The organism is Chitiniphilus purpureus, assembly GCF_025642115.1.
Taxonomy (GTDB): domain Bacteria; phylum Pseudomonadota; class Gammaproteobacteria; order Burkholderiales; family Chitinibacteraceae; genus Chitiniphilus; species Chitiniphilus purpureus.
Genome location: NZ_CP106753.1, coordinates 3,142,078 through 3,165,740, shown reverse-complemented (window position 1 = coordinate 3,165,740; position 23,663 = coordinate 3,142,078). Strand labels below are relative to the sequence as shown.

The following is a 23,663-nucleotide window of genomic DNA, read 5'->3' as shown; positions in this document are numbered from 1 at the left end:
CCAAGAAGGCGGCGCAGCGGTTCAGCCCTTGCTGAAGGCGATACGGCCCTGGGCCACGTCCGCGATGATCCGATCCTTGGCGCCGAACTCGCCGGCCAGGATCTGCCTGGACAACGGGTTTTCGATCTCGGACTGGATCGCGCGCTTGAGCGGGCGGGCGCCGTAGACCGGATCGAAGCCGGCATCGGCCACCAGATCCAGCGCCGCGTCGCTGGCCTCGAAGTCGATCTCCAGCTGTGCGAGCCGCGTGGTGAGGCGCTGCAGCTGGATACGGGCGATATTGCGGATCTGCGCTGCCTCCAGCCCGTGGAAGACCACGATCTCGTCGATACGGTTGATGAACTCGGGCCGGAAATGGCTCTTGACCTCGCCGAGCACCGCCAGCTTGATCACCTGGTAGTCGTCCCCGGCCATCAACTGGATATGCTGACTGCCCAGGTTGGAGGTCATCACGATCACCGTGTTGCGAAAGTCCACGGTGCGGCCCTGCCCGTCGGTGAGCCGGCCGTCGTCCAGCACCTGCAGCAGCACGTTGAACACGTCCGGGTGCGCCTTCTCCACCTCATCGAGCAGGATCACGCTGTATGGCTTGCGCCGCACCGCCTCGGTGAGATAGCCGCCTTCCTCGTAGCCCACATAGCCGGGAGGCGCGCCGATCAGCCGTGCCACCGAATGCTTTTCCATGAATTCGCTCATATCGAGGCGCACGATGTGCTCCTCGGTGTCGAACAGGAACTCGGCGAGCGCGCGGGTCAACTCGGTCTTGCCCACGCCGGTGGGCCCGAGGAACAGGAACGAGCCATAGGGCCGGTTCGGATCGGCCAGCCCCGCGCGCGAACGGCGGATGGCGTCGCTGACGAGCTGCACCGCCTCGTCCTGGCCGACCACGCGCCGATGCAGCGCCTCTTCCATCCTGAGCAGCTTGTCGCGCTCGCCCTGCATCATCTTGCTGACGGGAATGCCGGTGGCGCGGCTGACCACCTCGGCGATCTCCTCGGCACCCACCTGGGTACGCAGCAGCCGGTTGGGCCGGTCCTGACCCTCGGCGGCCTCGGCCGCCTTGAGTTTGGCCTCCAGTTCGGGCAGCTTGCCGTACTGCAGTTCGGACGCCTTGTCCCATTCGCCTCGCCGCTGCGCCGCCTGGATGGCATTGCGCACCTGCTCGATTTCCTCCTTGATCGACTGCGAGCCCAGCACGGCAGCCTTTTCGGCCTTCCAGATCTCTTCCAGGTCCGAGTATTCCTTGCCGAGCCGGCCGATTTCCTCCTCGATCAGCGCCAGCCGGCGTTGCGAGGCCTCGTCCTTTTCCTTCTTCACCGCTTCGCGCTCGATCTTCAGCTGGATCAACCGGCGATCGAGCTTGTCCATCGCCTCGGGCTTGGAGTCGATCTCCATCTTGATGCGGCTGGCCGCCTCGTCGATCAGGTCGATGGCCTTGTCCGGCAGGAAGCGGTCGGTGATGTAGCGATGGGAGAGTTCGGCCGCGGCGACGATGGCCGGGTCGGTGATGTCGACACCGTGGTGGATCTCGTACTTCTCCTGCAGTCCGCGCAGGATGGCGATGGTGCTCTCGACGCTGGGCTCGTCCACCAGCACCTTCTGGAAACGGCGCTCCAGCGCCGCGTCCTTCTCGATGTATTTGCGATATTCGTCCAGCGTGGTCGCGCCGATGCAGTGCAGCTCGCCTCGCGCCAGTGCCGGCTTGAGCATGTTGCCCGCGTCCAGCGCGCCCTCGGCCTTGCCGGCGCCGACCAGTGTGTGGATCTCATCGATGAAGACGATGGTGTTGCCCTCGTCCTTGGCCAGTTCGTTGAGCACGGTCTTCAACCGTTCCTCGAACTCGCCGCGATACTTGGCGCCCGCCAGCAGCGCGGCCAGATCCAGTGTCAGCACACGCTTGGACTTGAGCGATTCGGGCACCTCGCCATTGACGATGCGCTGTGCCAGCCCCTCGACGATGGCGGTCTTGCCCACGCCCGGCTCGCCGATCAGCACCGGGTTGTTCTTGGTACGGCGTTGCAGCACCTGGATGGCACGGCGGATCTCGTCGTCGCGGCCGATCACCGGATCGAGCTTGCCGGCCCGGGCGCGTTCGGTGAGGTCGACCGTGTACTTGCCCAAGGCGCCGCGCTGCGACTCGGCCTCGGCACTCTGGACCGACTCCCCGCCGCGCACCGCGTCGATGGCGGCCTCGATGGCATCCTTGTTGCCGCCGTGCTGCTTCAGGAGCCGCCCGGTCTCGCCCTTGTCGTCCGTCAGCGCCAACAGGAACAGATCGCTGGAGATGAACGCGTCGCCACGCTTGATCGCGGCCTTGTCGACCAGGTTGAGCAGGTTGCCCAGCTCCTTGGAGACGCCGATCTCGCCACCCGTGCCTTCCACTTTGGGCAGCCGCGCGATCGCGTCCTTGAGCGCCTGCTGCAGCGGCACCACATTGACGCCGGCGCGCGCCAGCAGGGCAATGGCGCCCGAATCGGCGTCGCCCAGCAGTGCGGCCAGCAGGTGCTGCGGCTCGATATAAGGATTGTCTTGCCCGAGCGCCAAGCTCTGGGCGTCGGCCAACGCCTGCTGGAATTTGGTCGTGAGCTTGTCGAAACGCATGGCTGAAAACCCTCCGCAAAACAGTGTCTTTGCACTGTAGTTGGGCACCGGCACAGGGTTTTCAAGCGGGTTGCCGCAGCGGCGGCAGGTCCAGCGGTCGCGGTCATCGGCCAGGTCGGCAATCAGGCCGGTGAGTGCCCATCGCCTCGGCTTCCTTGACCCGGTCGCGCAGCGCGGGATGCGCTAGGGGGTGCGCACCTCCACCCGGTTGCGGCCGTTGCGCTTGGCGTCGTACAGCGCGGCGTCGGCACGGCGCAGGCATTCGGCGATGGATTCGTTGCCAAGCACTGTCACGCCGAAACTGCAGGTGACCACCAGCCCATCGTGCCAGGACAGCTCGGCGAGCTTGGTCCGGATCTTCTCCGCCATCTGCGCTGCGGCGTCGAGCGGCGTGCCCGGACAGATGATGACGAATTCCTCGCCGCCCCAGCGCACCAGATAGTCGCCCTGGCGGATCAGGGCGTCGACCTCGCGGGTGAACTGCTTGAGCACGATGTCGCCGGTGTCGTGGCCGTGCTTGTCGTTGATCTGCTTGAAATGGTCGAGATCGACGAACAGCACCGCCAGCGGCCGGCTGTCCTGCTGGGCCAGCTCCGCCTCGCGCAACAGCTCGTCGCGGATGCCGGCACGGTTGCGCACGCCGGTGAGCGGATCGCGCCGCGCCATCTCGCCGATCACCTTGTTCTCCAGCTGCAACGCCTTGGTCAGCGAGCGCAGCTCGTCCTCGCGGCGGCGGCTGCGGCGCAGACGCTGGCGCAGATGGTGCAGATCCAGCAGCAGCGCCAGCAGCGCGCCGCCCACCCACAACGCCACCAGCAGCAACGCCATCTGCTCGCGACTGATCCATTTGCCATGGAAGGCGATGTAGCGGACCCGCAGCACATGCTCGCCCGCTTCCTTCAATCCCGAGGTCGAAAGCTGGATCTGCGGCACGCGATGCATGTCCGGCCCGGCATGCTCGACCGGGATGCGGTACTCGGCCAGCCACCACGCCGACACATTGAAACTGCTGAGCGGAATGGTCTTTTCCGCGCCGTCGAGTGCCGGTACGAAGCTGATCTCGTTGGCCTTCCACGAGCCTTCCTGCTTGGCCTTGCCGTAGGCCGGATCGAAGTTGCGCACGAAAAAGCGCAGTTGGCGCGAGCCGGGGGCGTCGTAGTCCAGCGCCAGGGTCACCGTATCGAAGCGTGACAGGTCGATGCCGGATTCGGCAGGCGCCAACCGGATCGACATTTCGCAGAACGGCCAGTCGTAGCTCGTCGCGATCCGGCAATACAGCAGCAGGAAGCCGTCCTTGCGCACCAGCCGTGCCACCGAGGCGCCGCCGTTGACCCGGTCGTCCGATATCTGCACCCGATAGGGGCTGTGCGCATCGATCCGGATGGTCCGGTTCATCCCGAAATGCTGCCAGAGCAACAGCACCACCGAGAGCACCAGCATGACCACGGCGCTGATGCGGCCGAACCGGGCAAAACGCATCCTGCGCGGCCCGGGCGAAGCGGGGATGCTGTCGGGGTCGGGGGCGTAGCGGGGGCGGGTGTGCGGTGTCACGTTGCGCGGTCCTTGCGCCAGTCCAGCCGCTCTGCCAGCGTGACCACGCTGCCGATGATGATCAGCGCGGGGGGCTTGATGCCGGCCGCGGCGATCTGCCCGGGCAGCGTGGCCAGGGTGCCGATCAGGGTGCGCTGCTGCGGCAGGGTTGCTTTCTCGACCACCGCCGCCGGGGTCGCGGGTGCACGGCCATGCGCGATCAACTGCTCGCAGATATGAGGCACCTGGGCCACTCCCATGTAGATCACCACCGTTTCAGTTGTGCTTGTCAGACGAGGCCAGTCTAGTTCGATCTGATCCGCCCGCCGATGCCCGGTGACGAAAGTCACCGACTGAGCGTGATCGCGGTGGGTGAGCGGGATGCCTGCGTAGCACGAGGCGCCGGCGGCCGAGGTGATGCCGGGGACCACCTCGAACGGGATCCCGGCTGCCGCCAGCTCTTCGATTTCCTCGCCGCCCCGGCCAAAGATGAAGGGATCGCCGCCTTTGAGCCGCAGCACGGTCTTGCCCTGCCGGGCCAGCTGCACCAGCAGACGATTGATGTCCTGCTGCGGCAGCGCGTGATTGCTGGCCTTCTTGCCGACGTAGATGCGCTGCGCGTCGCGCCGGACGAGTTCAAGGATCGGCGCGGAGACCAGATTGTCGTACAGCACCACATCGGCGCGCTGCATCAGGCGCAGTGCGCGGAAGGTCAGGAGATCCGGGTTGCCGGGGCCGGCGCCGACAAGGTAGACGGCGCCCTGTGTCGCCGCCTCGCCGTCGTAGGCCATCAATGTTGATTCCAGCGCGTGCTCGGCGCCGGCAAGGTCACCCGCCAGCGCCCGTTCGGCAATCGGCCCTTCGAGCGTGCCTTCCCAGAAGCGGCGGCGCTGCAGTGGATCGCCCAGGCGTGCCTTCACCCGCTCGCGCCAACTGCCGGCCAGCCTGGCCAGCGCGCCGTAGCCGTGCGGCAGCCACGCCTCCAGCCGTGACCGCAACAGCCGTGCCAATACCGGCACGTTGCCGCCGGTGCCGATGGCCAGCACCAGCGGCGAGCGGTCGATGATGGCCGGCACGATGAACCGGCAATGGTCCGGATCGTCCACGGCGTTGACCAGGATGCCGGCCGCTTCGCACGCCGCATACACCGCGGCGTTGGTCTGCGCATCATCGGTGGCGGCGATCACGAGACGCATGCCGGCTTCATCGCCGCGCCGCCAGGTACGGGCATGGTGTGCATACTCGCCCGTCGCGACGCGGGCGGCGAGGGGTTCGACCAGCCCGGGTGCGACCAGCGTCAGCTGCGCGCCGGCTGCCTGCAGCAGGCCCGCCTTGCGCAGGGCCACTTCGCCGCCGCCGACGATGAGGCAAGGCTGGGCGCGCAGATCGAGAAACAGCGGAAAGTAGTCCATGGACTCCATGATGCAGGTCAAGGGCACAAGCGGCGACGGTGGCCACAATCCCGATGCCCATATTGTAAGGACTCCCCACCCAAATGGGAGTCTGCATTGCGTGATTGCATTGTTCCGGAAGTCGTCCCGATGCCTGTTCCTTTGATGCTCTGTGTCCTGCTGGCCTGTGGCCTATCGGTGTCGGGGGCGTCGGCCGCCGATCCTGCCCGGATTGCGGCCGGGCGTGCCTGCATGGCCTGCCACGCCGCCGACCGCGCACTGGTCGGCCCCGCATTCAAGCAGATCGCCGCCCGCTACCAGGGTGATCCGGGCGCGCCGGCGCGGCTGGCACGCAAGATCCGCAACGGTGGCAGCGGTGCGTGGGGCCGCGTGCCCATGCCGCCCAGTGCCAGGGTGACGCCGGCCGAGGCCGAACAGCTGGCGCGCTGGGTGCTGCAGCACCGGTAGAAGCACGCACAGCCAGCGGCTTTGGGGCCGCGCCGGGTCATTGCTGTGTGCCGCATCCGATGCATCGAAAAAAAGACCGGCCCCGGGGCCGGTCATACCGCGCAATGCTGCGCGTTCTCAAGCTGCTGGTGGCGGCGGTTGCTCCCCAGCTCGCCGCGGCATGATGTGCCGCCTCAGGCCACCCGCAATTCCGGCGTGGCGTTCGCCACCGCCTGTGCCACGGTCTCTCCCGGCACCGTTTCCTTATCCAGCAATGCTTCGACGATCTGATGCAGCGCACCCGCATGGCTGGTCAGGCAGGCCATGCATTTCTGTTCCAGCCGCGCCAGCAGATCCTTGGCTTCTTCGATGGCGTTGCCCATCTCCGGCTGCACCAGCGCAGGGTTGTCGATCGCTGCGAGATTGAACAGCGAGCCTTTGCTGCCGAAACCGTACTGCGCCACCATCGCCAACGCGATGCGTGAGGCTTCCTGCAGATCGTGCGAGGCGCCGGTCGAGGCTTCGCCGAAGGTCAGCAGTTCGGCGCAGCGCCCACCGAGCAGCATCACGATCCGGTTTTCCAGTTCGGACTTGCGGTGCAGGTGCCGGTCTTCCGGCGGCGATACCAGCGTCACCCCAAGTGCGCCACCGCGCGGCAGGATGGTCACCTTCTCCACCCGGCCGACGCCGAGCAGCTCGGCGATCACCGCATGGCCGGCCTCGTGCACCGCCACCCGTTCGCGCTCCTCGGCGGTCAGCGCGCGTACCGCACCGTTCACCTCGCCCATGCGCGAGATTTCGATCGCTTCGGTCAGCTCGGCCTGGCCCACCTGTTCGCGGCCCAGCTTGGCTGCCAGCAGCGTCGCCTGATTGACGATGGACGCCAGCGCCGCCGGCGCGAGGCCGGTGGTCAGCCGGGCCAGCAGCGCATAGTCGATCCCGGACTCGGCCTTCACCCGCCCGGTATACAGCTGGAAGATGCCTTCGCGGTCGATCACGTCCGGCAGCTTGACGTGCACGCGGCGGTCGAAGCGTCCTTCGCGCAGCAGCGCCTCGTCCACGTTGTCCACCAGATTGGTGGCGCCGACCACGATCACGCCCTCGTCTGCCTTGAAACCGTCCATCTCCACCAGGATCTGGTTGATGATGCGGTTGCCTTCGCTCTCGGCAGGACCGTTGCCGCTGGTGGTGCGCTTGCCGATGCCATCGATCTCGTCGATGAACAGAATGCACGGCGCGTGCTTGCGCGCGGCCTTGAACAGCGCCTTCACCTTCATCGGACCCACGCCGTAGAACTTGGACGTGAAGTCGCTGCCCGAGGCGGAAATGAACGAGACGCCGCACTCACCGGCCAGTGCGCGGGCCAGCAGGGTCTTGCCGGTGCCCGGCGGGCCGGACATCAGCACGCCCGACGACGGGCGCGCGCCAAGCGCGGCGAACGAGGCGGGCGCCTTGAGGAAGGCGGCGATGTCTTGCAACGCATGTTTGGCCTCCTTGGCGCCAACCACATCGTCGAAGGTGGTTTCGACTTTCACATTGAGATCGTATTGGCGGCCGCCGCCACCGCCGCGCATCATCCACACCAGTGCGCCGACGAGGCCCAGCATCACCAGGATGTTGAGCGCGCGGCCGGCCGCCTCGAGCGTATTGCCCGTTTCATGGCCGCCCGGTCCGTCGTAGGACACGGTATTGAGCAGGGTCACCTGGAATGGCGCCGCGCGGTCGCGGTAGCGCGCCAACAGCCAGTCCGCCACCGGCGTGGCGCGGCCGTCGAGCACGAAATAACGTTGTCCGCCACGGGTCGAGACGAGCACGCTGTTGCGTGCCAGCCCGATCGCCGTGACCCGGTCCGCGTCCAGGTCCCGCGCCAGCGCGGTGAAATCGCGCTCTGCGGCGAACCACGCAGCCGGATCCTCGCGCATTGCCCTTGCCACTTGCGGCAGCGTCTGCTGCGTGGCGGCCAGTTGCGCCGAGCGTTGTTGCTGCACGTGCCAGAACAGCACGGCGATTGCGGCGGCCAGCAGTGCCGCCATGCCGAGCAGCAAGGCTGTGCGGCGCCGGGAATTGAATGAAGAAGCAGCCATGGTACCTTCCGGCTGACAAAGCACGCGTGCGTCCAGGCAGGCCGGACGTACGCGCCAAGTCAGTCATATCAAAGATGAATATTTACTTAATGAGTAAGTATGTCGCTGTCACCAGTCGGTGAGAAAGAAGCCGCAGCGAAGATCGGCCGAAACTGCAAGACCAGCCTGGGGAGCTGACCTGATCTAGTATTGACACCGCTTGCGCGGCTGAGCGGGGGAGGGCGGTCGCCATTTGTGGGAGGGGCGCCTGCCCTTGTTCGAATGGTGTTGCTATCGATTTGGTCGTCAGCTTACCAGCTTGAATCGCGAATGAAATCCACCGGTTGTCAGCTAAGAGGGGAGTGGTGACATACGGTATCGCCGGTTGGTTGACCCCGCCGACTGCCGTTGCGGCGCCGACCTGGAGCGGGGTCCAGCGTGGCGCCAACAGCGCTTGGATGCGATGAGGTGGCTCACTGGACATCCAGATGGCGCCGCGGCAGGGCCGGCGTGGGCCCACGCTGGTCGGTTGGGCCGCCAGGCCGTGCACTTTGTGCGCGGGATGCCCTCCAAGCTCAGATACTGCCGAAAGGGAGGCCGCCATGGCCCTGGACCCGCTTGCCGCCGTCGGCCCTGCCACGGGCATCACCCTGCCCGCGCAGCCCGGCGCCATTCCCACCCTGCTGGAAGCCATTCCGCTGGGTCGCCTGTCGGTACAGGATGCGCTGGCGGGGCCCGGCGCCGACGAGCAAGCCGTCACCGCTGACGTTGCACAACCGGATACCGTCGATTTCGCAGCGCCTGCGCTGCGCGTACCGGGTCCGTTCGATGAACCGCTGCCGGTATCCAGCCTGGCGTTTGCACAAAGCCGGGGCGCGGTCGGGCCGGAGCCCACCGCGGGCATACAGCCCACTGCTGGCTTGACCGACCCCAGACGCGCTGACAGTGTGACGGCGCCTGCCGAGGTGGCAGAAGAACGGGATGTCGCGTCGCCGACGGCGCTGCAGGAGAGCGGGGCGCAGCAGGCGCTGGAGCGGCAACGGCAGATCGAGCTCGCCGGGCGCAATCTCGATGCCGGTCTGACGACGGCAGACGCGACGGCGGCTGCCACTGCGGCCGCCCGTGCCGTATCGGAACCGGGTGGCCCGCGCGAGGCACCGTCCGCGGTATCCGACCCGGTATTCGGGCAACGCCGCGCTGCGGTCGAGCCCGTGACCAATGCCGCCGCGCAGGCGGCCAGTGCGCAGGCCAGGGTGCGCGATCCACTGGCGCCGCCGGAGCCGGCCGAGGCCGCCCGCCGTGCCGGGCAGGCGGAGCAGACGCAGCCTGCAGCACCGCCACCACCGGAGGAGGCCGTGCCGGCTGAGGAGGAATTGCAGCAGGTGGATGCGCAGCAGCGGCAGGCGGCCCTGCAGGAGACGGCGACGCAGCTGGCACTGGAGCGGCAGCGGCAGATTGCGCTGCTCGGCCCCGACGCCGATGCCGTACCGGTGACGACAGCGGCCGGCGAGGTGAGCGGGACCGCGCCGGACCGGCCACGCCCGCTTGACGAACCGGCGCCTGGCTCCCTCCCCGTTGCCGCGCAGAACCGGGGTGTCGTCGAGCCATTGACCAACACCGCAACACAGACGGCCGCGGCCCAGGCGGCGACACGCGATCCGCCGGCGCCGACGCAGCCGCTGGCAGCGGCATCGCGCACGGTGCCCAGCGAGCAGCTGGGTACGGCGGCAACCTCGCCGCCGCAGATCCCAGCGCCGGATGGATTGACGCCGCAGCAGGCGGCGTTGCAACGGGCGGCCGAGCAGGAAGCGCTGCAGCGCGACATCCTGCAGCGGGAGGCACTGCAGCAGACCCTGTCGCAACAGGCGCTGGATCAGCAATGGCAGGCCCAGCTGACCCGACGCGAAGTCGGCAATGCCTTGACCGCGACAGCCACCACGGCCAGCGCGGCGAACCCGGCCCAGACCGCACCGGATATCCCGGCATCGGCCCGGGCACAATGGGCGGCGCGCGTCGCGGCCTTGTCCGACGGCGAGGCCACGCTGGCCGACTGGCGCCTGGATGCGGCGTTGAACAACGATGCACCGGCGCCGCTGCAGGACGAGGCGTCCGGCACGGCACCCCAGCCGGCAGCGATGCCAGCCGATCCGCAACGCCAACTGGAATCAGCCTTGCAGCAGCAGGCGCTGTCACCCGGTCTGGGCAATATGCAGCCCTATATGGTGTACGGCGCGGCCGGCAGTCCGCCGGTCAGGGGCGGGCGGGATGCCTTCGTACCCGGCGAACGGGTGGTGGGACCGGTGAGCCCGGCGGCGCCGCTGCGCGATGTGCTGGCCGATGCCCCCGATACGGTGGATCAGGTGCAGAACATGACCGGGCAGCGGCAAGGCCGATAGCGTTGCCGCGCCGCTGCACGTGCGGCCTGGGCTTGCGAGCGTGTTTTGGCGGGGTGTCCTTCGCGGCTACACTGTGGCGGCGATTGCTTCGCCTCATCAGGACAGGACACCCTCCGCATGCCCAAGACCGCCGCCGTGATCCGGCACGTGATGTTCGAAGACCTCGGCCTGTTCGCCGCCCCGCTGGTGGCGGCCGGCTACACCGTGCAATACCGCGACGCCGGCGTGTACGGGCTCGCCGAGGCGTTCGCCGCCGATCTGCTGGTGCTGTGCGGCGGGCCGATCGGCGTGTATCAGGAAGCGGACTATCCCTGGCTGGGCGAGGAGAAGCGGCTGCTCGCCACCCGCCTCGCCCAACGTCGGCCGACGTTGGGGCTGTGCCTGGGGGCCCAACTGATCGCCGCTGCACTGGGTGCTCGCGTCTATGCCGGGCCGGTCAAGGAGATCGGCTGGGGCACGTTGACGCTGAGTGTGGACGGCGCGGCCTCCTGCCTCGCACCGCTATACGACGTGCCGGTACTGCATTGGCATGGCGATACCTTCGATTTGCCGGCCGAGGCCACGCTGCTGGCCAGCAGCCCGCTGTATCCGCATCAGGCCTTTGCCGTCGGTGGCAATGTGCTGGGGCTGCAGTTCCATGCCGAAGCCGACCCGGCGCGCATCGAACAGTGGCTGGTGGGTCACTGTGCCGAACTGGCGGCGGCCGGGATCAGCGTACCGGCATTGCGGGCGCGCACCGCCGAAGTCGCGGCCCAGGTACGCGCCGCGGCGCCCGCGGTGCTCGGTGGCTGGCTGGCCCAACTGTCCTGACACGGTGCGGCCCGGGCAGTTGGGGGCCGCTGCGCATCGGTGTGGCCGGCAAAGCCCGGCGGTGGTTTTGGCCGGCCGCACGAAACGGCCTGAAGACGATGAAGCGGACCTGCTCTGGCCGCAGGCGGTGCACGGGTGCGGCAGATCAGCGCGGCGCTGGTGGAACGGTTCTGTCGCCCGGGTCTAGTCCGGCCGGCCCCCGCACGGCAGGAATTCCAGTGACGGCGCGGGTTCACTAAATGGCTCGGCATCGGTCTGGGCGCGCCGCAGGTGATAGCGGCGGCGAAAATCGGCCGGCGAGACCCCGCGTGCCCTGGCGAACTGGCGGTAGAAATGGCCGGCGTTGGGAAAGCCGCTCTGTTCGGCCACCAGCTGGATCGGCAGCCCACTGCTGACCAGCAGGTGGCAGGCATGGCCGATGCGCAATTGCAGCAGCACCTCGACAAAGCTGCAGTCAAGCCGTTCGCGCAGCAGGCGCTTGAGCGTGGCCGGACTGGTGGCGGCCGCACCAGCAGCCTGCGGCAGGCTGATCGGTTCGCGGTAGTGGCGGTGCAGGAAGTCGAGCGCCGCCCGCAGCCGCCCGTCCTCGCGTGCCACGCCATGGTGGCTTCCCAGCCGTCGCGCCGCCGTATCGCGCGCCAGCGCATCGAAGATCTCGAACAGGCACGCCAGCCGTTGCATGCCGCGGCTGATGTGCAGCCGCGCGAAATGCGGCGCCACCTGGGCCGTGCAGTCGGCGCTGAACACCACGCCATCCCGTGCGTCCGCCAGCCAGCCCAGGAATCCCGCCAGCTCGGGCAGGCCGTGTCCGGCCAGCTGCTGCAGCCACGCTTCGGTGAAATAGACCACCTGCACATGCTGCAGCCTGCCATCCGCACGCGGCGTGGCCTGCCAGGTGTGCGCCTGATTGGGGCCGACCAGCGCCAGATCGGCCTCGCCGAACGGCGCCACGTCGCCGCCCAGATAGCGCATGCCTTCGGCGTTGCGGGTGAAGGTCAGCTCGAATTCGGGATGGTAGTGCCACAGAAACGGGACACGTTCGGTATCGAGCGCAATGTAGTGCCAGTCCTGGCCGAAGGTGCGGCCGACCAGTTCACGGGTCAGCATAAGGTTCAGTTCTGCAGTCGGAACATGAGCCGATTGTAGAGAAGATTGCACCGCAACGGCATATGGGGCAGTCGTGCCGGCGCTACAGTGGGCGCAGTTCATCCACCCCGGAGCCCCATCATGCCGCTGATCCACGCCGCTGCCTTGCTGTTCGATATGGACGGCACCCTGATCGATTCGCACCAGGCCGTCGAGCACGTCTGGGCGGTCTGGTGCGAGCGGCGCGGGCTGGACCTGCAGGCGGTGCTCAGGGTGTGCCACGGTACCCGGACCGAGGATACGGTGCGGCTGGTGGCGCCGCAGTTGGACGTGGCGGCCGAGGTGGCGTGGCTGGAGGCGCTGGAGGCCGAGGTGGTGGACGGGCAGATGGCCTTGCCCGGTGCTGCCGCGCTGCTGGCGCAACTGCCGGCATCGCGCTGGGCGGTGGCCACCTCGGCCGCGCTGCCGGTGGCCCGGATGCGCTTCGCCCATTGCCGCCTGCCGTTGCCCGAGGTGCTGGTCACCTCCGAGATGGTGGTGCAGGGCAAGCCCGCCCCCGATCCGTATCTGCTGGCGGCCCGGCGGCTCGGGGTCGATCCGGCGCAGTGCGTGGTGTTCGAGGATGCACCGGCCGGGCTTGCATCGGCGCTGGCCGCCGGTTGCCGCGTGATCCTGGTCGGGAATCACGCGCCGGCGCAGCCCGGTGTGATCGGCCGCATCGCCGACTACCGCGCCGTGCATTGGCAGCCAGCGGGCGACGGCGTGGGGCTCAGCCTGTCCGAAGCCGGATGCTGCGCCGGTGTGGTCGGGTGAACGGGTATAATCGCCGCTCCACCGGAACGATGCCCCATGTACAGATACCTAGAAGATTTCGTCGGCAATACGCCGCTGGTACGGCTCAAGCGGCTGGCAGGCGACAGCAGCAACGTGCTGCTGGTCAAACTAGAAGGCAACAATCCGGCCGGCTCGGTCAAGGACCGGCCTGCGCTGTCGATGATCCGCCATGCCCAGGCACGCGGTGCGATCCGCCCTGGCGACACGCTGATCGAGGCCACCAGTGGCAATACCGGCATCGCGCTGGCGATGGCAGCGGCCATGATGGGGTACCGCATGGTGTTGATCATGCCGCGCAATTCGAGCCTGGAACGGGTGCAGACCATGAAGGCGTTCGGCGCCGAGGTGATCCTGGTCGAAGGCATGGAAGCGGCGCGCGACCTGGCCGACAGCATGGTGGCGCAGGGGCAGGGCGTGGTGCTGGACCAGTTTGCCAACCCGGACAATCCGCTGGCGCATTACGAGACCACCGGCCCCGAGATCTGGCGCGACACCGGTGGCCGGATCACCCATTTCGTCTCCAGCATGGGCACCACCGGCACCATCATGGGCTGCGGGCGCTTTCTGAAGGAGGCCAACCCCGCGATCCAGATCGTCGGGGTGCAACCGGCCGATGGCGCGAGCATTCCCGGCATCCGCAAGTGGCCGCCGGAATACGTGCCCTCGATCTGCGATTTTTCCCGTATCGACCGCATCATGCAGGTCGGTCAGGATGATGCCGAGGCGATGACCCGGCGGCTCGCGCGCGAGGAAGGCATCTTTGCCGGCATCTCGTCCGGCGGTGCGCTGGCGGCGGCGTTGCAGCTCTCCGGCGAAGTGCGCGATGCCGTCATCGTCTCCATCGTGTGCGACCGGGGCGACCGCTATCTCTCGACCGGGGTGTTCCCGGCCTGAGGCGATCGGCGGCGGATTTGCAGTGGAGATGGACATGGACTGGATGAATCTGATCGGCATCGTGGCCGGCATCTGCACCACAGCGGCATTCGTGCCGCAGGTGCTGATGGTGTGGCGTACCCGGTCGGCGCGCGATATCTCGTTGGCGATGTACGCCATCTTCGTGCTCGGCATCACGCTGTGGCTGGTGTATGGCGTGATGGCGCGCGCGTTGCCGGTGATCCTGGCCAACGGGGCCACCTTGCTGCTGGCGGGGGCGGTCCTGGTGATGAAGCTGCATTTCGATGCGCGCCGCCCGCCTATGGGGCCGGCCGCGTGACGCCGGTCGATCTGCATTGCCACAGCAATGTGTCGGACGGCCTGTTGACGCCGACTGCGGTGGCCCGGCTTGCCGCCAGCCGCGGCTGCCGGCTGTTCGCGCTCACCGATCATGACGACGTGCGCGGCCTGGCGGCGGCGGCGGACGAGGCGCAGCAGCAGGGCATGCGCTTTGTCAGCGGTGTGGAGATCTCGGTCAGCTGGGGCAGGCATACACTGCATATCGTCGGTCTGGGCTTCGATCCGGCCCACCCCGCGCTGCGCGACGGTCTCGCCCAGGTGCGGGCCGGCCGTGCCGAGCGCGCGGTCGCGATGGGGGAATCACTGGCGCGGGCGGGCATTCCGGATGTGCTCGAAGGGGCCCAGCGCCATGCCGACAATCCGGAGATCATCAGCCGCGCCCATTTTGCCCGGCATCTGGTCGAGCGCGGCGCGGCCAAGGACATGAAAAGCGTCTTCAAGAGATATCTGGTGCGCGGCAAGCCTGGTTATGTCGAGCACGAATGGGCCCGGCTGCACGATGCGATCGACTGGATCCGCGCTGCCGGCGGCGTGGCGGTGCTCGCCCATCCGGCGCGTTACGACATGGGCAACGAAACCATGCGCGTGCTGCTCACCGAGTTCCGCCGGCTGGGCGGCGAGGCGATCGAAGTGGTGTCGGGCGTGCATGGCGTGCACGAGGTGGCGCGCTTTGGCCGGCTGGCGCAGGAGTTCGGCTTCTTCGCCTCCAGCGGCACCGACTATCACGCCACCGGCGAAGGCGCGCGCGACCCTGGGCTCAACCCTGATCTGCCGGCCGGCTGCACCCCGGTCTGGACCCGCTGGCTGGAGGCCGCATGACCCTGCCCAAGGTAACGCTGTACATCGCCACATCGCTGGATGATCACATCGCCGGTCCGGACGGCGGGCTCGAATGGTTGCCGCAGCCCCAGGCGGGCGGCGAGGACTACGGCTACGCCGCGTTCTACGCCGGCATCGACACGCTGGTGATGGGGCGCACGACCTATGCCCAGGTGCAGGGCTTCGGCGACTGGCCCTATGCCGGCAAGGAAACCCATGTGTTCACCCACCGCCCGCTCGAACGCGTGCCGGAGGGGGTGCATGCGACCGCATGCGAGCCGCAGGCGCTGTTGCAACGGCTCGCCCAGGCGGGGCGGCGGCACGTGTGGCTGGTCGGCGGTGCACGTACGGTGCAGGATTGGCTCAACGCCGGGCTGGTCGACGAGTTCATCGTCAGCGTGGCGCCGATGGTGCTCGGCAGCGGCATCAGCCTGTTCGCCGGCGTGCCGCCGATCCGGCTGCGCCTGTTGGATTCGCACACCTTTCCTGATGGGCTGGTGCAACTGCATTACGCACGCGCATGAGCCTGTCCGATTGGCTGACGCTCGCCGCCTGGTGTGCGCCGCTCTACCTGCTCCTGGCGTGGTGGCTGTTCGACTCCATCGCGCATTTCCTGGAAGGCGCCGCGTCGTTCCTCAGGCCCGAGTGGCTGTGGGGCCTGGGGGGTCACTACGAGCCCGCGGGCACCCACTGGCGCTTCGCGTTCTGGCTGCTGGCCTGTGTGGCCGGCATCTGCGCGGTGGCGTTCCTGCTTCGCCAACTGAATTGATCCCATGTCCCAGTTCTTCTCGATCCATCCCGAAAATCCGCAGCAGCGCCTGATCAAACAGGCGGCCGACATCATCCGCAAGGGCGGTCTGGTGGTCTACCCGACCGATTCCTGCTACGCCCTGGGCTGTTGCCTGGACAACAAGGAGGCGCTCGAACGCATCCGGCAGATCCGCAGGCTCGACGAGCGGCATCACTTCACGCTCGCCTGTCGCGACCTGTCACAGCTGGGCACCTACGCAAAGGTGGACAACCAGGCGTTCCGGCGGCTCAAGGCCGCCACGCCGGGCAGCTACACCTTTATCCTGGTGGCGACCAAGGAGGTGCCGCGCCGGGTATGGCATCCCAAGAAGCAGACCGTCGGCCTGCGCGTGCCCGACCATCCGGTGGCGCTGGCGCTGCTGGAGGAGCTGGGTGAACCACTGCTTTCATCGACGCTGCTGCTGCCCGACGAGCCCTACCCGCTGACCGATGCCTGGGAGATCCGCGAGCGCCTGGAACATGCGGTCGATCTGGTGATCGAAGGGGGGTATTGCGGCATGGAGCCGACCACGGTGGTCGACCTGTCCGGCGATGCACCCGTGATCATCCGCCAGGGCAAGGGCGAGGCCGCTGTCTTCGGTCTTTGACGCCGCGCCTGCCTGCCGCTGCACATCCATCCACCCATTCCTGTCACCACCATGGAACTCACTCTGATCCAGCAGATCGCCATCTGGGCGTTGCCGGTATTGGCCGCGATCACGCTGCATGAAGCCGCGCATGCCTATGCCGCCCGGCACTTCGGCGATCCGACCGCCTACCTGCAGGGGCGGATGACGCTCAACCCGCTCAAGCACATCGATCCAGTGGGCACCGTGCTGGTCCCGCTGCTGTGCCTGCTGCTGCCGGGCAGTCTGCTGTTCGGCTGGGCCAGGCCCGTACCGGTCAATTTCGCCGCGTTGCGCGATCCGTGCCGCAACGGACGCTGGGTCGCCGCGGCCGGCCCGCTCTCCAATCTGGTGATGGCGGTGGGCTGGATGCTGCTGCTCAGGTTCGCCCTGATGCTGGATGGCCACTATTTCCAGGTGCCGCTGCAATTGATGGCGCAGGCCGGCGTGCTGATCAACGTGGCACTGATGGTGTTGAACCTGTTGCCGATCCCGCCATTGGACGGCGGACGCATCCTGCTTTTGAGCCTGCCGCCGCGCCACGCGATGTGGCTGGCGCGCATCGAGCCCTACGGCATCATCGTGCTGGTGCTGCTCTTGGCAACCGGGTTGCTGGGGGGCATCATGCACCCGTTGCTTGAACTGGTTTACGGCATGCTCAGCTGGCTTGCCTGATTTCCCATAAGAATCATATCGATAACAAGGATTTTCCGAGGATGTTCCCCGATCGCGTTCTCTCCGGCATGCGCCCGACCGGCAAGCTGCATCTTGGCCACTACCACGGCGTGCTGAAGAACTGGGTGCAGTTGCAACGCACCTATCCGTGCCTGTTCATGGTGGCCGACTGGCATGCGCTGACCACCAGTTACGACGATGTGAGCGTGATCGAGAAAAGCGTGTGGGACATGCTGATCGACTGGCTGGCCGCCGGAGTCGACCCTGAGCAGGCGATCATCTTCATCCAGAGCCGCGTCCCGGAGCATGCCGAACTGCATCTGCTGCTCTCGATGGTCACGCCGCTGTCGTGGCTCGAACGCGTGCCCACCTACAAGGACCAGATCGAAAAGCTCTCGCACAAGGATCTTGGCACCTACGGCTTTCTCGGTTACCCCTTGCTGCAGGCGGCCGACATCCTGCTCTATCGCGGCAATCTCGTGCCGGTGGGCGAGGACCAGGTGCCGCACGTGGAGATCACGCGCGAGATCGGCCGGCGCTTCAACCATCTGTTCGGCAAGGAGCCGGACTACCAGGCACGCGCCGAAGCCGCCATCAGGAAGATGCCGGGCAAGACCGGCAAGCGCTACGCCGAACTGCGCACCCGCTACCAGGAGACGGGCGACGCCCAGGCGCTGGCGACTGCGCGCGCGTTGCTGGGTGAGGTGCAGAACCTGAGCCAGGCCGACCGCGAGCGGCTGTTCGGCTATCTGGAAGGCGGCGGCAAGATGATCCTGCCCGAGGCGCAGCCGTTGCTGACCGAGGCTTCGCGCATGCCGGGCCTGGACGGCAACAAGATGTCCAAGTCCTATGGCAACACCATCAGCCTGCGTGAGGATGCCGACACGGTGGCCAAGAAGATCCGGCAGATGCCGACCGATCCGGCGCGGGTGCGCCGCAGCGATCCGGGCGATCCGGAAAAATGCCCGGTGTGGAAGCTGCATGAGGTGTACTCGGACGAAGGGACGCGTGACTGGGTGACGGCCGGCTGTAAAAGCGCCGGCATCGGCTGTCTGGAGTGCAAGCAGCCGGTGATCGACGGCGTGCTGGCCGAGCAGACGCCGATGTTCGAGCGCGCCCAGCCTTATCTGGAAGACCCGGCGCTGCTGCGCCGCATCGTCGACGATGGCTGCGAACGTGCCCGGGCCCTGGCGAGCGAAACCCTGCGCGACGTGCGCGCCGCCATGGGGCTTGCCTACAAATAACCCGTCTTGTTCCGCGCTTGCCACAGGAGCCCCGCCATGCTGATCCGCGCCGCAACGCACGCCGACATACCGCAGATCCACGCCGTCACCGCCGCCGCGTTCGGACAGGTGGCCGAGGCTGATCTGATCGAGGCGCTGGGCGATGCCGGACATGTGACGCTGTCGCTGGTGGCGGCCGACGACCATGGCGAGGTGGCGGGGCATGTGCTGTTCTCGCCGGTCGGGATTCCGGGCGTGGCCGGCCTTGCCGTCGGCCTTGCGCCGATCGCGGTGGCGCCCGAATATCAGCGGCGTGGCCTCGGTGCGGCGCTGGTGCGCGAGGGGCTGCGCCAGCTGCACGGTGATGGGGTTGCCGCGGTGGTCGTGCTGGGCGACCCGGGATACTACCGGCGTTTCGGTTTCACCCCGGCCAGCCGCTTTGGCCTGTCGTGCCCGTACGATGTGTCGGGCGACTACTTCATGGCGCTGGAACTCTCGCCCGGCGCGCTTGCCGGTGCCAACGGCGTGGTCGGCTACGCGCCGGAGTTCGCGGCGCTGTAACCCTTGCGGGAGTCCCGGATGCGCAACACCTTGCTTCCCGTCGTACTGATCGTGGTCGGCGCCGGCTGGCTGGCCAACAGCCTGGACATCGCGCCGGCGGTGAGCTGGATCGTGGTGTTCGGCCTCGTCTGCGCCGGCGTGGCGGTGCTGCTGATCGAAGGCTGCAACAAGCGCACCGTGATCAGCGGTCCGCTCCTGATCCTGACCGGGGTGGCGATATTCGCCAACCAGCAGTACCGCCTGCCCTGGAGCGTGTTGCTGCCCGCACTGATGATGGCGCTGGGATTGCTGCTGCTGCTGGCACGGCTCGACGCCGTACCGCCCGCGCCCGGTCCGACACCCTTGCGCCTGCCCGGCCAGGACGACGACCCGGCATGAATGTTCTCGCCGAGGCCGCCGACCCCATCGCCCACCTGTTCGGCGAGCCGGTCACCGAGCTGCCGCAGGATCTCTATATCCCGCCCGACGCATTGCGCGTGCTGCTCGAATCGTTCGAAGGCCCGTTGGATCTCCTGCTGTATCTGATCCGCCGTCAGAACATCGATATCCTCGATATCCCGATGGCGGCGGTCACCGCGCAATACATGCAGTACGTCGATGCGATGCAGGCATCACGGCTGGAGCTGGCGGCCGAATATCTCTTGATGGCCGCCATGCTGATCGAGATCAAGTCGCGCCTGCTGCTGCCGCGACCCGGTGCCGCGCAGGAGGACGACGAGGCCGACCCGCGTGCCGAGCTGGTGCGCCGACTGCTTGAATACGAGCAGATCAAGCTTGCCGCCTATGAACTGGACCGTCTGCCGCAGGCAGGGCGCGATTTCCAGCTCGTCGCCGTACTGTTCGAAAAGGAGGCGGTGCTGCGGCTGCCCGAGGTCCGCGCCGCGGATCTGCGGACGGCCTGGCTCGCCATCCTGGCACGCGCCCGGCGCCAGCAGCACCACAAGGTGCAGCTGGAGGCGTTGTCGGTGCGCGAGCAGATGAGCCATATCCTGCGCCTGCTGGCCGGCGGACGCTTCCTGCCGTTCGCGGCGCTGTTCGACACCGCGCGCGGTGTGCCGCTGCTGGTGGTCACCTTTATTGCGGTGCTGGAGCTGGTCAAGGAAAAGCACATTGTGGTCAGCCAGGATGAGGGCTACGCACCGATCTACGTGCGTCTGGCCGGAGTGCTGGAGGCGCCCGCCGACGCAGCGGAGCACACGGCATGAGCGACGCAGGCGACGGGCTGGACGACGCCGAGCGCGCCCATCTGTGCAAGGTGCTCGAAACCGCGCTGCTGGTGGCGAGCGAACCCATGCCGCTCTCGCGGCTCAAGCAACTGTTCCCTGTGCCGCCCAGCGCCGCGCAGCTGAATGCGCTGCTTGAAACCGTGCAACGCAACTGGGCCGGGCGCGGGGTGGAGCTGGTGCGGCTGGCCTCGGGCTGGCGCTTCCGGGCACGGCTGGAGATGCAGCCCTACCTGGAGCGGCTCAATCCGGACAAGCCGCCGCGCTACTCGCGTGCGGTGCTCGAGACCCTGGCCATCATCGCCTATCGGCAACCGGTGACGCGTGGCGAGATCGAGGAGATCCGCGGCGTCGCGGTGTCGAGCGCCATTGTGCAGACGCTCAAGGAGCGCGGGTGGATCGACGTGGTCGGGCACAAGGAGGTGCCGGGCCGGCCCGAGCTGCTGGCCACCACCCCGGCATTCCTGGACGATCTGGGCCTGGCCGCGTTGAGCGACCTGCCGCCGTTGGCCGAGCTGGGCACGCTGGTGCTGCCCGACATGCAGCACTAGCCGGCGACCGGCCTTGCCCGTTGCCGCTGCACAGCCGGTGCCGGGCGCCGGGAAGGCCGCTTGGGGGCATGTTAAACTCGCGCCATGCATCTTCACCTGGTCATTCCGCATGGCGCCTGGCCCGAGCGTGAACTCGCGGCTGAGGTCACCCGGGATCTGGCGCTGCCCGCGCTGTTCCGCCTGGTCGGCCGCGGCCGGCGCGAGCCGCATGTTCCCATCGACTTCGATAGCTGGCTGGCCGGGCGCTTCGGCCTGAATGCATTGCCGGTCGCGCCGCTGACGCTCACGGCCGATCTCGCTGGCGCACCGGCCGGTTATTGGCTGCGTGCCGACCCGGTCCATCTGCGCGCCAACCGCGATCAGCTGCTGCTCAGCGATGCCGGCCTGCTGCAGATCACCCAGGCCGAAGCCGATGCGCTCGCGGCGGCGATCAATGCGCTGATCGCCGAAGACGGGCTGACGCTGCATGCGCCGACCCCCGATCGCTGGTACCTGCACCTGCCGGCCGATCCGCAGCTTGCCACCACGCCGCTGGCCGCAGTGGTCGGCCGCAGCATCGAGCCGTGGTTGCCGCAAGGTTCCGCTGCGCTGCGCTGGCATCGCCTGCTCAACGAAATCCAGATGCTGCTTTACACCCATCCAGTGAACGATGCCCGTTTCGAGAGCGGCCAGCCGCAGATCAACAGCCTGTGGCTATGGGGTGGGGGGGAGAACCCGTTGACCGTGTGCCCGGAGGCGCCGGCCGATACGGTCTACACCAACGATACGCTGGTGCAGGCGCTGGTGGCCGCCGGCAAGGGCAGGGTGGAACCCCTGCCGGCGGGCGGCGGGATACTCAAGGCGGGGGGCATGGCCGTGCTCGACGCGCTGGCCCTGCCTGCCCGCTACGGCGACGCAGCCGCTTGGCGCGAAGCCTGGTCGCAGCTGGAGCGCGACTGGTTTGCGCCGCTGCTGACACGGTTGCAGGCCGGCGAGGTCGAACGGCTGGCGTTGAGCCTGCCGGAACTGGGGCTCGCCGTGGCAACAGGCCCCGCGTTGCGCTGGTGCTTCTGGCGCCAGCCGCGTGCCCCTTGGAGCGCACCGTGATGCCGTTGATCCGTACCCGTACCGTGTCCGAATCCTGTCATGGCCTCTTGCTGGCCGCCGGCCTCTCGGCGCTGGAGGCCAGGCTGTACGCGGCGCGGGGCATTGCCCACCCGACCGAACTCGAACACGAACTGGCCCGTCTCCTGCCCTTCACCGCCCTCAAGGGCGCAGGTGATGCAGCGGTGCGGCTGGCCGATGCCATTGCCCGACGCGAACGCATCCTGGTGGTGGCCGACTACGATGCCGATGGCGCCACTGCCTGCGCCACCGCCGTCAAGGGATTGGGGCTGCTGGGCGCGGTGGTCGACTTCGTGGTGCCCAACCGCTTCGAGTACGGCTATGGCCTGACGCCCGAGATCGTGGCGCTGGCGGCGCAGCAGTCGCCTGATCTGATCGTGACAGTGGACAACGGCATCGCCAGCGTTGCCGGTGTCGCCGCGGCGCAGGCGCGGGGCATCGAGGTGCTGGTGACTGACCATCACCTGCCCGGCGATGTGCTGCCCGACTGCCTGATCGTCAACCCCAACCAGCCGGGCTGCACCTTTCCCAGCAAGCATCTGGCCGGGGTGGGCGTGATGTTCTACGTGCTGATGGCGCTGCGCGCCGAACTGCGCGCGCGCGGCGCATTCGCCAGCGCGCCCGAACCCAACCTGGCCCAGCTGCTGGACTACGTAGCGCTCGGCACCGTGGCCGATGTGGTGCGGCTCGACACCAACAACCGCATCCTGGTCGAGCAGGGCCTCAAACGCATGCGGGCCGGCCGCGCCAGTCCGGGTGTGCTGGCGCTGTTTGCCGCCGCGGCGCGCAATCCGGCCAAGGCCAGCTGCTTCGACCTCGGTTTTACGCTCGGCCCGCGCCTGAATGCCGCCGGGCGGCTGGACGACATGAGCCTGGGCATCGCCTGCCTGCTCGCCGGCGACGAGGCGGCGGCAATGCCGCTGGCACGCGAGCTGGATCAGATGAACCGCGCCCGCCGCGAGATCGAATCGGGCATGCGCGAAGAGGCCGAAGGCGTGCTGGCCAATATGGCGATCGAGGCGCAGCACTCGATCTCGCTGTTCCGTCCGGATTGGCACCAGGGGGTGATCGGCATTGTGGCGAGCCGGGTCAAGGACCGCTTCCACCGCCCCACGCTGGTGTTCGCCCAGGCCAGCGAAACCGAGATCAAGGGCTCGGGCCGCTCGATTCCGGGCTTGCACCTGCGCGATGCGCTCGACCTGGTCTCCAAGCGCCATCCCGACCTGATCCTCAAGTTCGGCGGCCATGCCATGGCAGCCGGGCTGAGCCTGCGCGCGCCTGACTTCGCGCGCTTCGCCGCCGCATTCGAGGCGGTATGCCGCGAGCTGATGCCACCCGAGGCGCTGACCCGGGTGATCGAGACCGACGGTGTGCCTGAGGCGGACGACTACGCGATGGATGTGGCCGAACGGCTGGAGCGGCAGGTGTGGGGCCAGGGGTTTCCGGCCCCGCGCTTTCACGACGAATTCCGGGTGCTGGAGCAGCGTGTGGTCGGCGAGCGGCATCTCAAGCTCAGGCTGCGCAACCGGCATGGCCTCATCGTCGAAGCGATGCGCTTTTCATATGCCGACCCGTTGCCGGCGAGCGTCAGCGCCGTGTTCACGCTCAGCGTCAACGAATTCAGGGGTGAACGGATGCTGCAACTGATGATCGAGCATTGCGAGTAGCTTATCCTGGACCGGATCGACTGAGAGGGAATGG

23 protein-coding genes are annotated in these 23,663 nt (G+C 67.8%); 18 read left to right on the top strand and 5 right to left on the bottom strand.

All coding sequences use genetic code 11. The features are described from left to right. Nucleotides 1-21 precede the first annotated feature (21 nt). The 3 genes from clpB to cysG form a co-directional block, all read right to left on the bottom strand. On the bottom strand, nucleotides 22-2,601 hold the full coding sequence (clpB, locus tag N8I74_RS14660; RefSeq protein WP_263123851.1) for an ATP-dependent chaperone ClpB: 2,580 nt from the start codon (nucleotides 2,599-2,601) through the stop codon (nucleotides 22-24). Nucleotides 2,602-2,784: 183 nt separating this feature from the next. Further along, on the bottom strand, nucleotides 2,785-4,152 hold the full coding sequence (locus N8I74_RS14655) for a diguanylate cyclase (protein WP_263123850.1): 1,368 nt from the start codon (nucleotides 4,150-4,152) through the stop codon (nucleotides 2,785-2,787). Further along, entirely contained in the window at nucleotides 4,149-5,543 is a 1,395-nt protein-coding gene (cysG, locus tag N8I74_RS14650) for a siroheme synthase CysG (protein WP_263123849.1), read from the bottom strand. The genes N8I74_RS14655 and cysG overlap by 4 nt, the downstream gene beginning before the upstream one ends. A gap of 129 nt (nucleotides 5,544-5,672) precedes the next feature. Between cysG and N8I74_RS14645 the strand changes: the two genes are divergently transcribed. After that, a complete protein-coding gene (locus N8I74_RS14645; RefSeq protein ID WP_263123848.1) occupies nucleotides 5,673-5,990 on the top strand; it encodes a c-type cytochrome in 318 nt (105 codons plus the stop codon). Between the two features lie 173 nt (nucleotides 5,991-6,163). Here N8I74_RS14645 and N8I74_RS14640 read toward each other — a convergent pair whose 3' ends face one another. Continuing rightward, nucleotides 6,164-8,053 (bottom strand): ATP-dependent metallopeptidase FtsH/Yme1/Tma family protein, encoded by a 1,890-nt coding sequence (locus tag N8I74_RS14640; protein ID WP_263123847.1) that lies wholly within the window; start codon nucleotides 8,051-8,053, stop codon nucleotides 6,164-6,166. A gap of 581 nt (nucleotides 8,054-8,634) precedes the next feature. Between N8I74_RS14640 and N8I74_RS14635 the strand changes: the two genes are divergently transcribed. Together N8I74_RS14635 and N8I74_RS14630 are read left to right on the top strand one after the other, a co-directional pair. Continuing rightward, the gene (locus tag N8I74_RS14635; RefSeq protein ID WP_263123846.1) at nucleotides 8,635-10,428 is read left to right on the top strand and encodes a hypothetical protein; all 1,794 of its coding nucleotides are present in this window, start codon (nucleotides 8,635-8,637) and stop codon (nucleotides 10,426-10,428) included. A 117-nt stretch (nucleotides 10,429-10,545) separates the two neighbouring features. Then, nucleotides 10,546-11,238: a glutamine amidotransferase gene (locus tag N8I74_RS14630; RefSeq protein ID WP_263123845.1), complete on the top strand. Its 693-nt coding sequence runs from the start codon at nucleotides 10,546-10,548 to the stop codon at nucleotides 11,236-11,238. Between the two features lie 183 nt (nucleotides 11,239-11,421). Here the strand turns inward: N8I74_RS14630 and N8I74_RS14625 are convergent, their stop codons facing one another. Then, nucleotides 11,422-12,345, bottom strand: coding sequence for a helix-turn-helix domain-containing protein (locus N8I74_RS14625; RefSeq protein WP_263123844.1), 924 nt, complete (start codon nucleotides 12,343-12,345; stop codon nucleotides 11,422-11,424). Nucleotides 12,346-12,465: 120 nt separating this feature from the next. Between N8I74_RS14625 and N8I74_RS14620 the strand changes: the two genes are divergently transcribed. From N8I74_RS14620 to recJ, 15 genes are all read left to right on the top strand, one after another. Next, nucleotides 12,466-13,137, top strand: a complete 672-nt coding sequence (locus N8I74_RS14620; RefSeq protein ID WP_263123843.1) for an HAD-IA family hydrolase — start codon at nucleotides 12,466-12,468, stop codon at nucleotides 13,135-13,137. Between the two features lie 36 nt (nucleotides 13,138-13,173). Next, nucleotides 13,174-14,052 carry a cysteine synthase CysM gene (cysM, locus tag N8I74_RS14615; protein ID WP_263123842.1) on the top strand — a complete coding sequence of 293 codons (879 nt, stop codon included), beginning with the start codon at nucleotides 13,174-13,176 and terminating at the stop codon, nucleotides 14,050-14,052. 34 nt (nucleotides 14,053-14,086) lie between these two features. Beyond that, on the top strand, nucleotides 14,087-14,371 hold the full coding sequence (locus N8I74_RS14610) for a SemiSWEET transporter (protein WP_263123841.1): 285 nt from the start codon (nucleotides 14,087-14,089) through the stop codon (nucleotides 14,369-14,371). Further along, nucleotides 14,368-15,210 (top strand): 3',5'-nucleoside bisphosphate phosphatase, encoded by an 843-nt coding sequence (locus N8I74_RS14605; RefSeq protein ID WP_263123840.1) that lies wholly within the window; start codon nucleotides 14,368-14,370, stop codon nucleotides 15,208-15,210. The genes N8I74_RS14610 and N8I74_RS14605 overlap by 4 nt, the downstream gene beginning before the upstream one ends. Next, on the top strand, nucleotides 15,207-15,734 hold the full coding sequence (locus N8I74_RS14600) for a dihydrofolate reductase family protein (protein WP_263123839.1): 528 nt from the start codon (nucleotides 15,207-15,209) through the stop codon (nucleotides 15,732-15,734). The genes N8I74_RS14605 and N8I74_RS14600 overlap by 4 nt, the downstream gene beginning before the upstream one ends. Continuing rightward, complete coding sequence (locus N8I74_RS14595; RefSeq protein WP_263123838.1) at nucleotides 15,731-15,979, top strand: hypothetical protein; 249 nt, start codon at nucleotides 15,731-15,733, stop codon at nucleotides 15,977-15,979. Before N8I74_RS14600 ends, N8I74_RS14595 begins: the two co-directional genes overlap by 4 nt. A gap of 4 nt (nucleotides 15,980-15,983) precedes the next feature. After that, nucleotides 15,984-16,607 (top strand): L-threonylcarbamoyladenylate synthase, encoded by a 624-nt coding sequence (locus N8I74_RS14590; RefSeq protein ID WP_263123837.1) that lies wholly within the window; start codon nucleotides 15,984-15,986, stop codon nucleotides 16,605-16,607. 51 nt (nucleotides 16,608-16,658) lie between these two features. Next, nucleotides 16,659-17,300 (top strand): site-2 protease family protein, encoded by a 642-nt coding sequence (locus N8I74_RS14585; protein ID WP_263123836.1) that lies wholly within the window; start codon nucleotides 16,659-16,661, stop codon nucleotides 17,298-17,300. 41 nt (nucleotides 17,301-17,341) lie between these two features. Continuing rightward, on the top strand, nucleotides 17,342-18,544 hold the full coding sequence (locus N8I74_RS14580) for a tryptophan--tRNA ligase (RefSeq protein ID WP_263123835.1): 1,203 nt from the start codon (nucleotides 17,342-17,344) through the stop codon (nucleotides 18,542-18,544). Nucleotides 18,545-18,580: 36 nt separating this feature from the next. Further along, nucleotides 18,581-19,084: a GNAT family N-acetyltransferase gene (locus N8I74_RS14575; protein ID WP_263123834.1), complete on the top strand. Its 504-nt coding sequence runs from the start codon at nucleotides 18,581-18,583 to the stop codon at nucleotides 19,082-19,084. 18 nt (nucleotides 19,085-19,102) lie between these two features. After that, a complete protein-coding gene (locus N8I74_RS14570) occupies nucleotides 19,103-19,462 on the top strand; it encodes a LiaF transmembrane domain-containing protein (RefSeq protein WP_263123833.1) in 360 nt (119 codons plus the stop codon). Further along, a complete protein-coding gene (locus N8I74_RS14565) occupies nucleotides 19,459-20,289 on the top strand; it encodes a segregation and condensation protein A (protein WP_263123832.1) in 831 nt (276 codons plus the stop codon). The genes N8I74_RS14570 and N8I74_RS14565 overlap by 4 nt, the downstream gene beginning before the upstream one ends. Next, nucleotides 20,286-20,858: an SMC-Scp complex subunit ScpB gene (gene scpB, locus N8I74_RS14560; protein ID WP_263123831.1), complete on the top strand. Its 573-nt coding sequence runs from the start codon at nucleotides 20,286-20,288 to the stop codon at nucleotides 20,856-20,858. Before N8I74_RS14565 ends, scpB begins: the two co-directional genes overlap by 4 nt. Before the next feature lie 84 nt (nucleotides 20,859-20,942). Continuing rightward, complete coding sequence (locus N8I74_RS14555) at nucleotides 20,943-21,944, top strand: hypothetical protein (RefSeq protein ID WP_263123830.1); 1,002 nt, start codon at nucleotides 20,943-20,945, stop codon at nucleotides 21,942-21,944. Next, a complete protein-coding gene (recJ, locus tag N8I74_RS14550) occupies nucleotides 21,944-23,629 on the top strand; it encodes a single-stranded-DNA-specific exonuclease RecJ (protein ID WP_408611925.1) in 1,686 nt (561 codons plus the stop codon). Before N8I74_RS14555 ends, recJ begins: the two co-directional genes overlap by 1 nt. The last annotated feature ends 34 nt before the right edge of the window (nucleotides 23,630-23,663 follow it).

Excerpts from the sequence above, each read along its gene's own strand:
- N8I74_RS14640 (WP_263123847.1), bottom strand. The coding sequence starts at position 8,053 with ATGGCTGCTTCTTCATTCAATTCCCGGCGCCGCACAGCCTTGCTGCTC.
- scpB (WP_263123831.1), top strand. The coding sequence starts at position 20,286 with ATGAGCGACGCAGGCGACGGGCTGGACGACGCCGAGCGCGCCCATCTG.
- N8I74_RS14565 (WP_263123832.1), top strand. The coding sequence starts at position 19,459 with ATGAATGTTCTCGCCGAGGCCGCCGACCCCATCGCCCACCTGTTCGGC.
- N8I74_RS14630 (WP_263123845.1), top strand. The coding sequence starts at position 10,546 with ATGCCCAAGACCGCCGCCGTGATCCGGCACGTGATGTTCGAAGACCTC.
- N8I74_RS14590 (WP_263123837.1), top strand. The coding sequence starts at position 15,984 with ATGTCCCAGTTCTTCTCGATCCATCCCGAAAATCCGCAGCAGCGCCTG.
- N8I74_RS14570 (WP_263123833.1), top strand. The coding sequence starts at position 19,103 with ATGCGCAACACCTTGCTTCCCGTCGTACTGATCGTGGTCGGCGCCGGC.
- N8I74_RS14610 (WP_263123841.1), top strand. The coding sequence starts at position 14,087 with ATGGACTGGATGAATCTGATCGGCATCGTGGCCGGCATCTGCACCACA.
- N8I74_RS14555 (WP_263123830.1), top strand. The coding sequence starts at position 20,943 with ATGCATCTTCACCTGGTCATTCCGCATGGCGCCTGGCCCGAGCGTGAA.
- N8I74_RS14620 (WP_263123843.1), top strand. The coding sequence starts at position 12,466 with ATGCCGCTGATCCACGCCGCTGCCTTGCTGTTCGATATGGACGGCACC.
- N8I74_RS14625 (WP_263123844.1), bottom strand. The coding sequence starts at position 12,345 with ATGCTGACCCGTGAACTGGTCGGCCGCACCTTCGGCCAGGACTGGCAC.
- N8I74_RS14635 (WP_263123846.1), top strand. The coding sequence starts at position 8,635 with ATGGCCCTGGACCCGCTTGCCGCCGTCGGCCCTGCCACGGGCATCACC.
- N8I74_RS14645 (WP_263123848.1), top strand. The coding sequence starts at position 5,673 with ATGCCTGTTCCTTTGATGCTCTGTGTCCTGCTGGCCTGTGGCCTATCG.
- N8I74_RS14580 (WP_263123835.1), top strand. The coding sequence starts at position 17,342 with ATGTTCCCCGATCGCGTTCTCTCCGGCATGCGCCCGACCGGCAAGCTG.
- cysG (WP_263123849.1), bottom strand. The coding sequence starts at position 5,543 with ATGGACTACTTTCCGCTGTTTCTCGATCTGCGCGCCCAGCCTTGCCTC.
- N8I74_RS14600 (WP_263123839.1), top strand. The coding sequence starts at position 15,207 with ATGACCCTGCCCAAGGTAACGCTGTACATCGCCACATCGCTGGATGAT.
- N8I74_RS14585 (WP_263123836.1), top strand. The coding sequence starts at position 16,659 with ATGGAACTCACTCTGATCCAGCAGATCGCCATCTGGGCGTTGCCGGTA.
- N8I74_RS14575 (WP_263123834.1), top strand. The coding sequence starts at position 18,581 with ATGCTGATCCGCGCCGCAACGCACGCCGACATACCGCAGATCCACGCC.
- N8I74_RS14595 (WP_263123838.1), top strand. The coding sequence starts at position 15,731 with ATGAGCCTGTCCGATTGGCTGACGCTCGCCGCCTGGTGTGCGCCGCTC.
- clpB (WP_263123851.1), bottom strand. The coding sequence starts at position 2,601 with ATGCGTTTCGACAAGCTCACGACCAAATTCCAGCAGGCGTTGGCCGAC.
- cysM (WP_263123842.1), top strand. The coding sequence starts at position 13,174 with ATGTACAGATACCTAGAAGATTTCGTCGGCAATACGCCGCTGGTACGG.
- recJ (WP_408611925.1), top strand. The coding sequence starts at position 21,944 with ATGCCGTTGATCCGTACCCGTACCGTGTCCGAATCCTGTCATGGCCTC.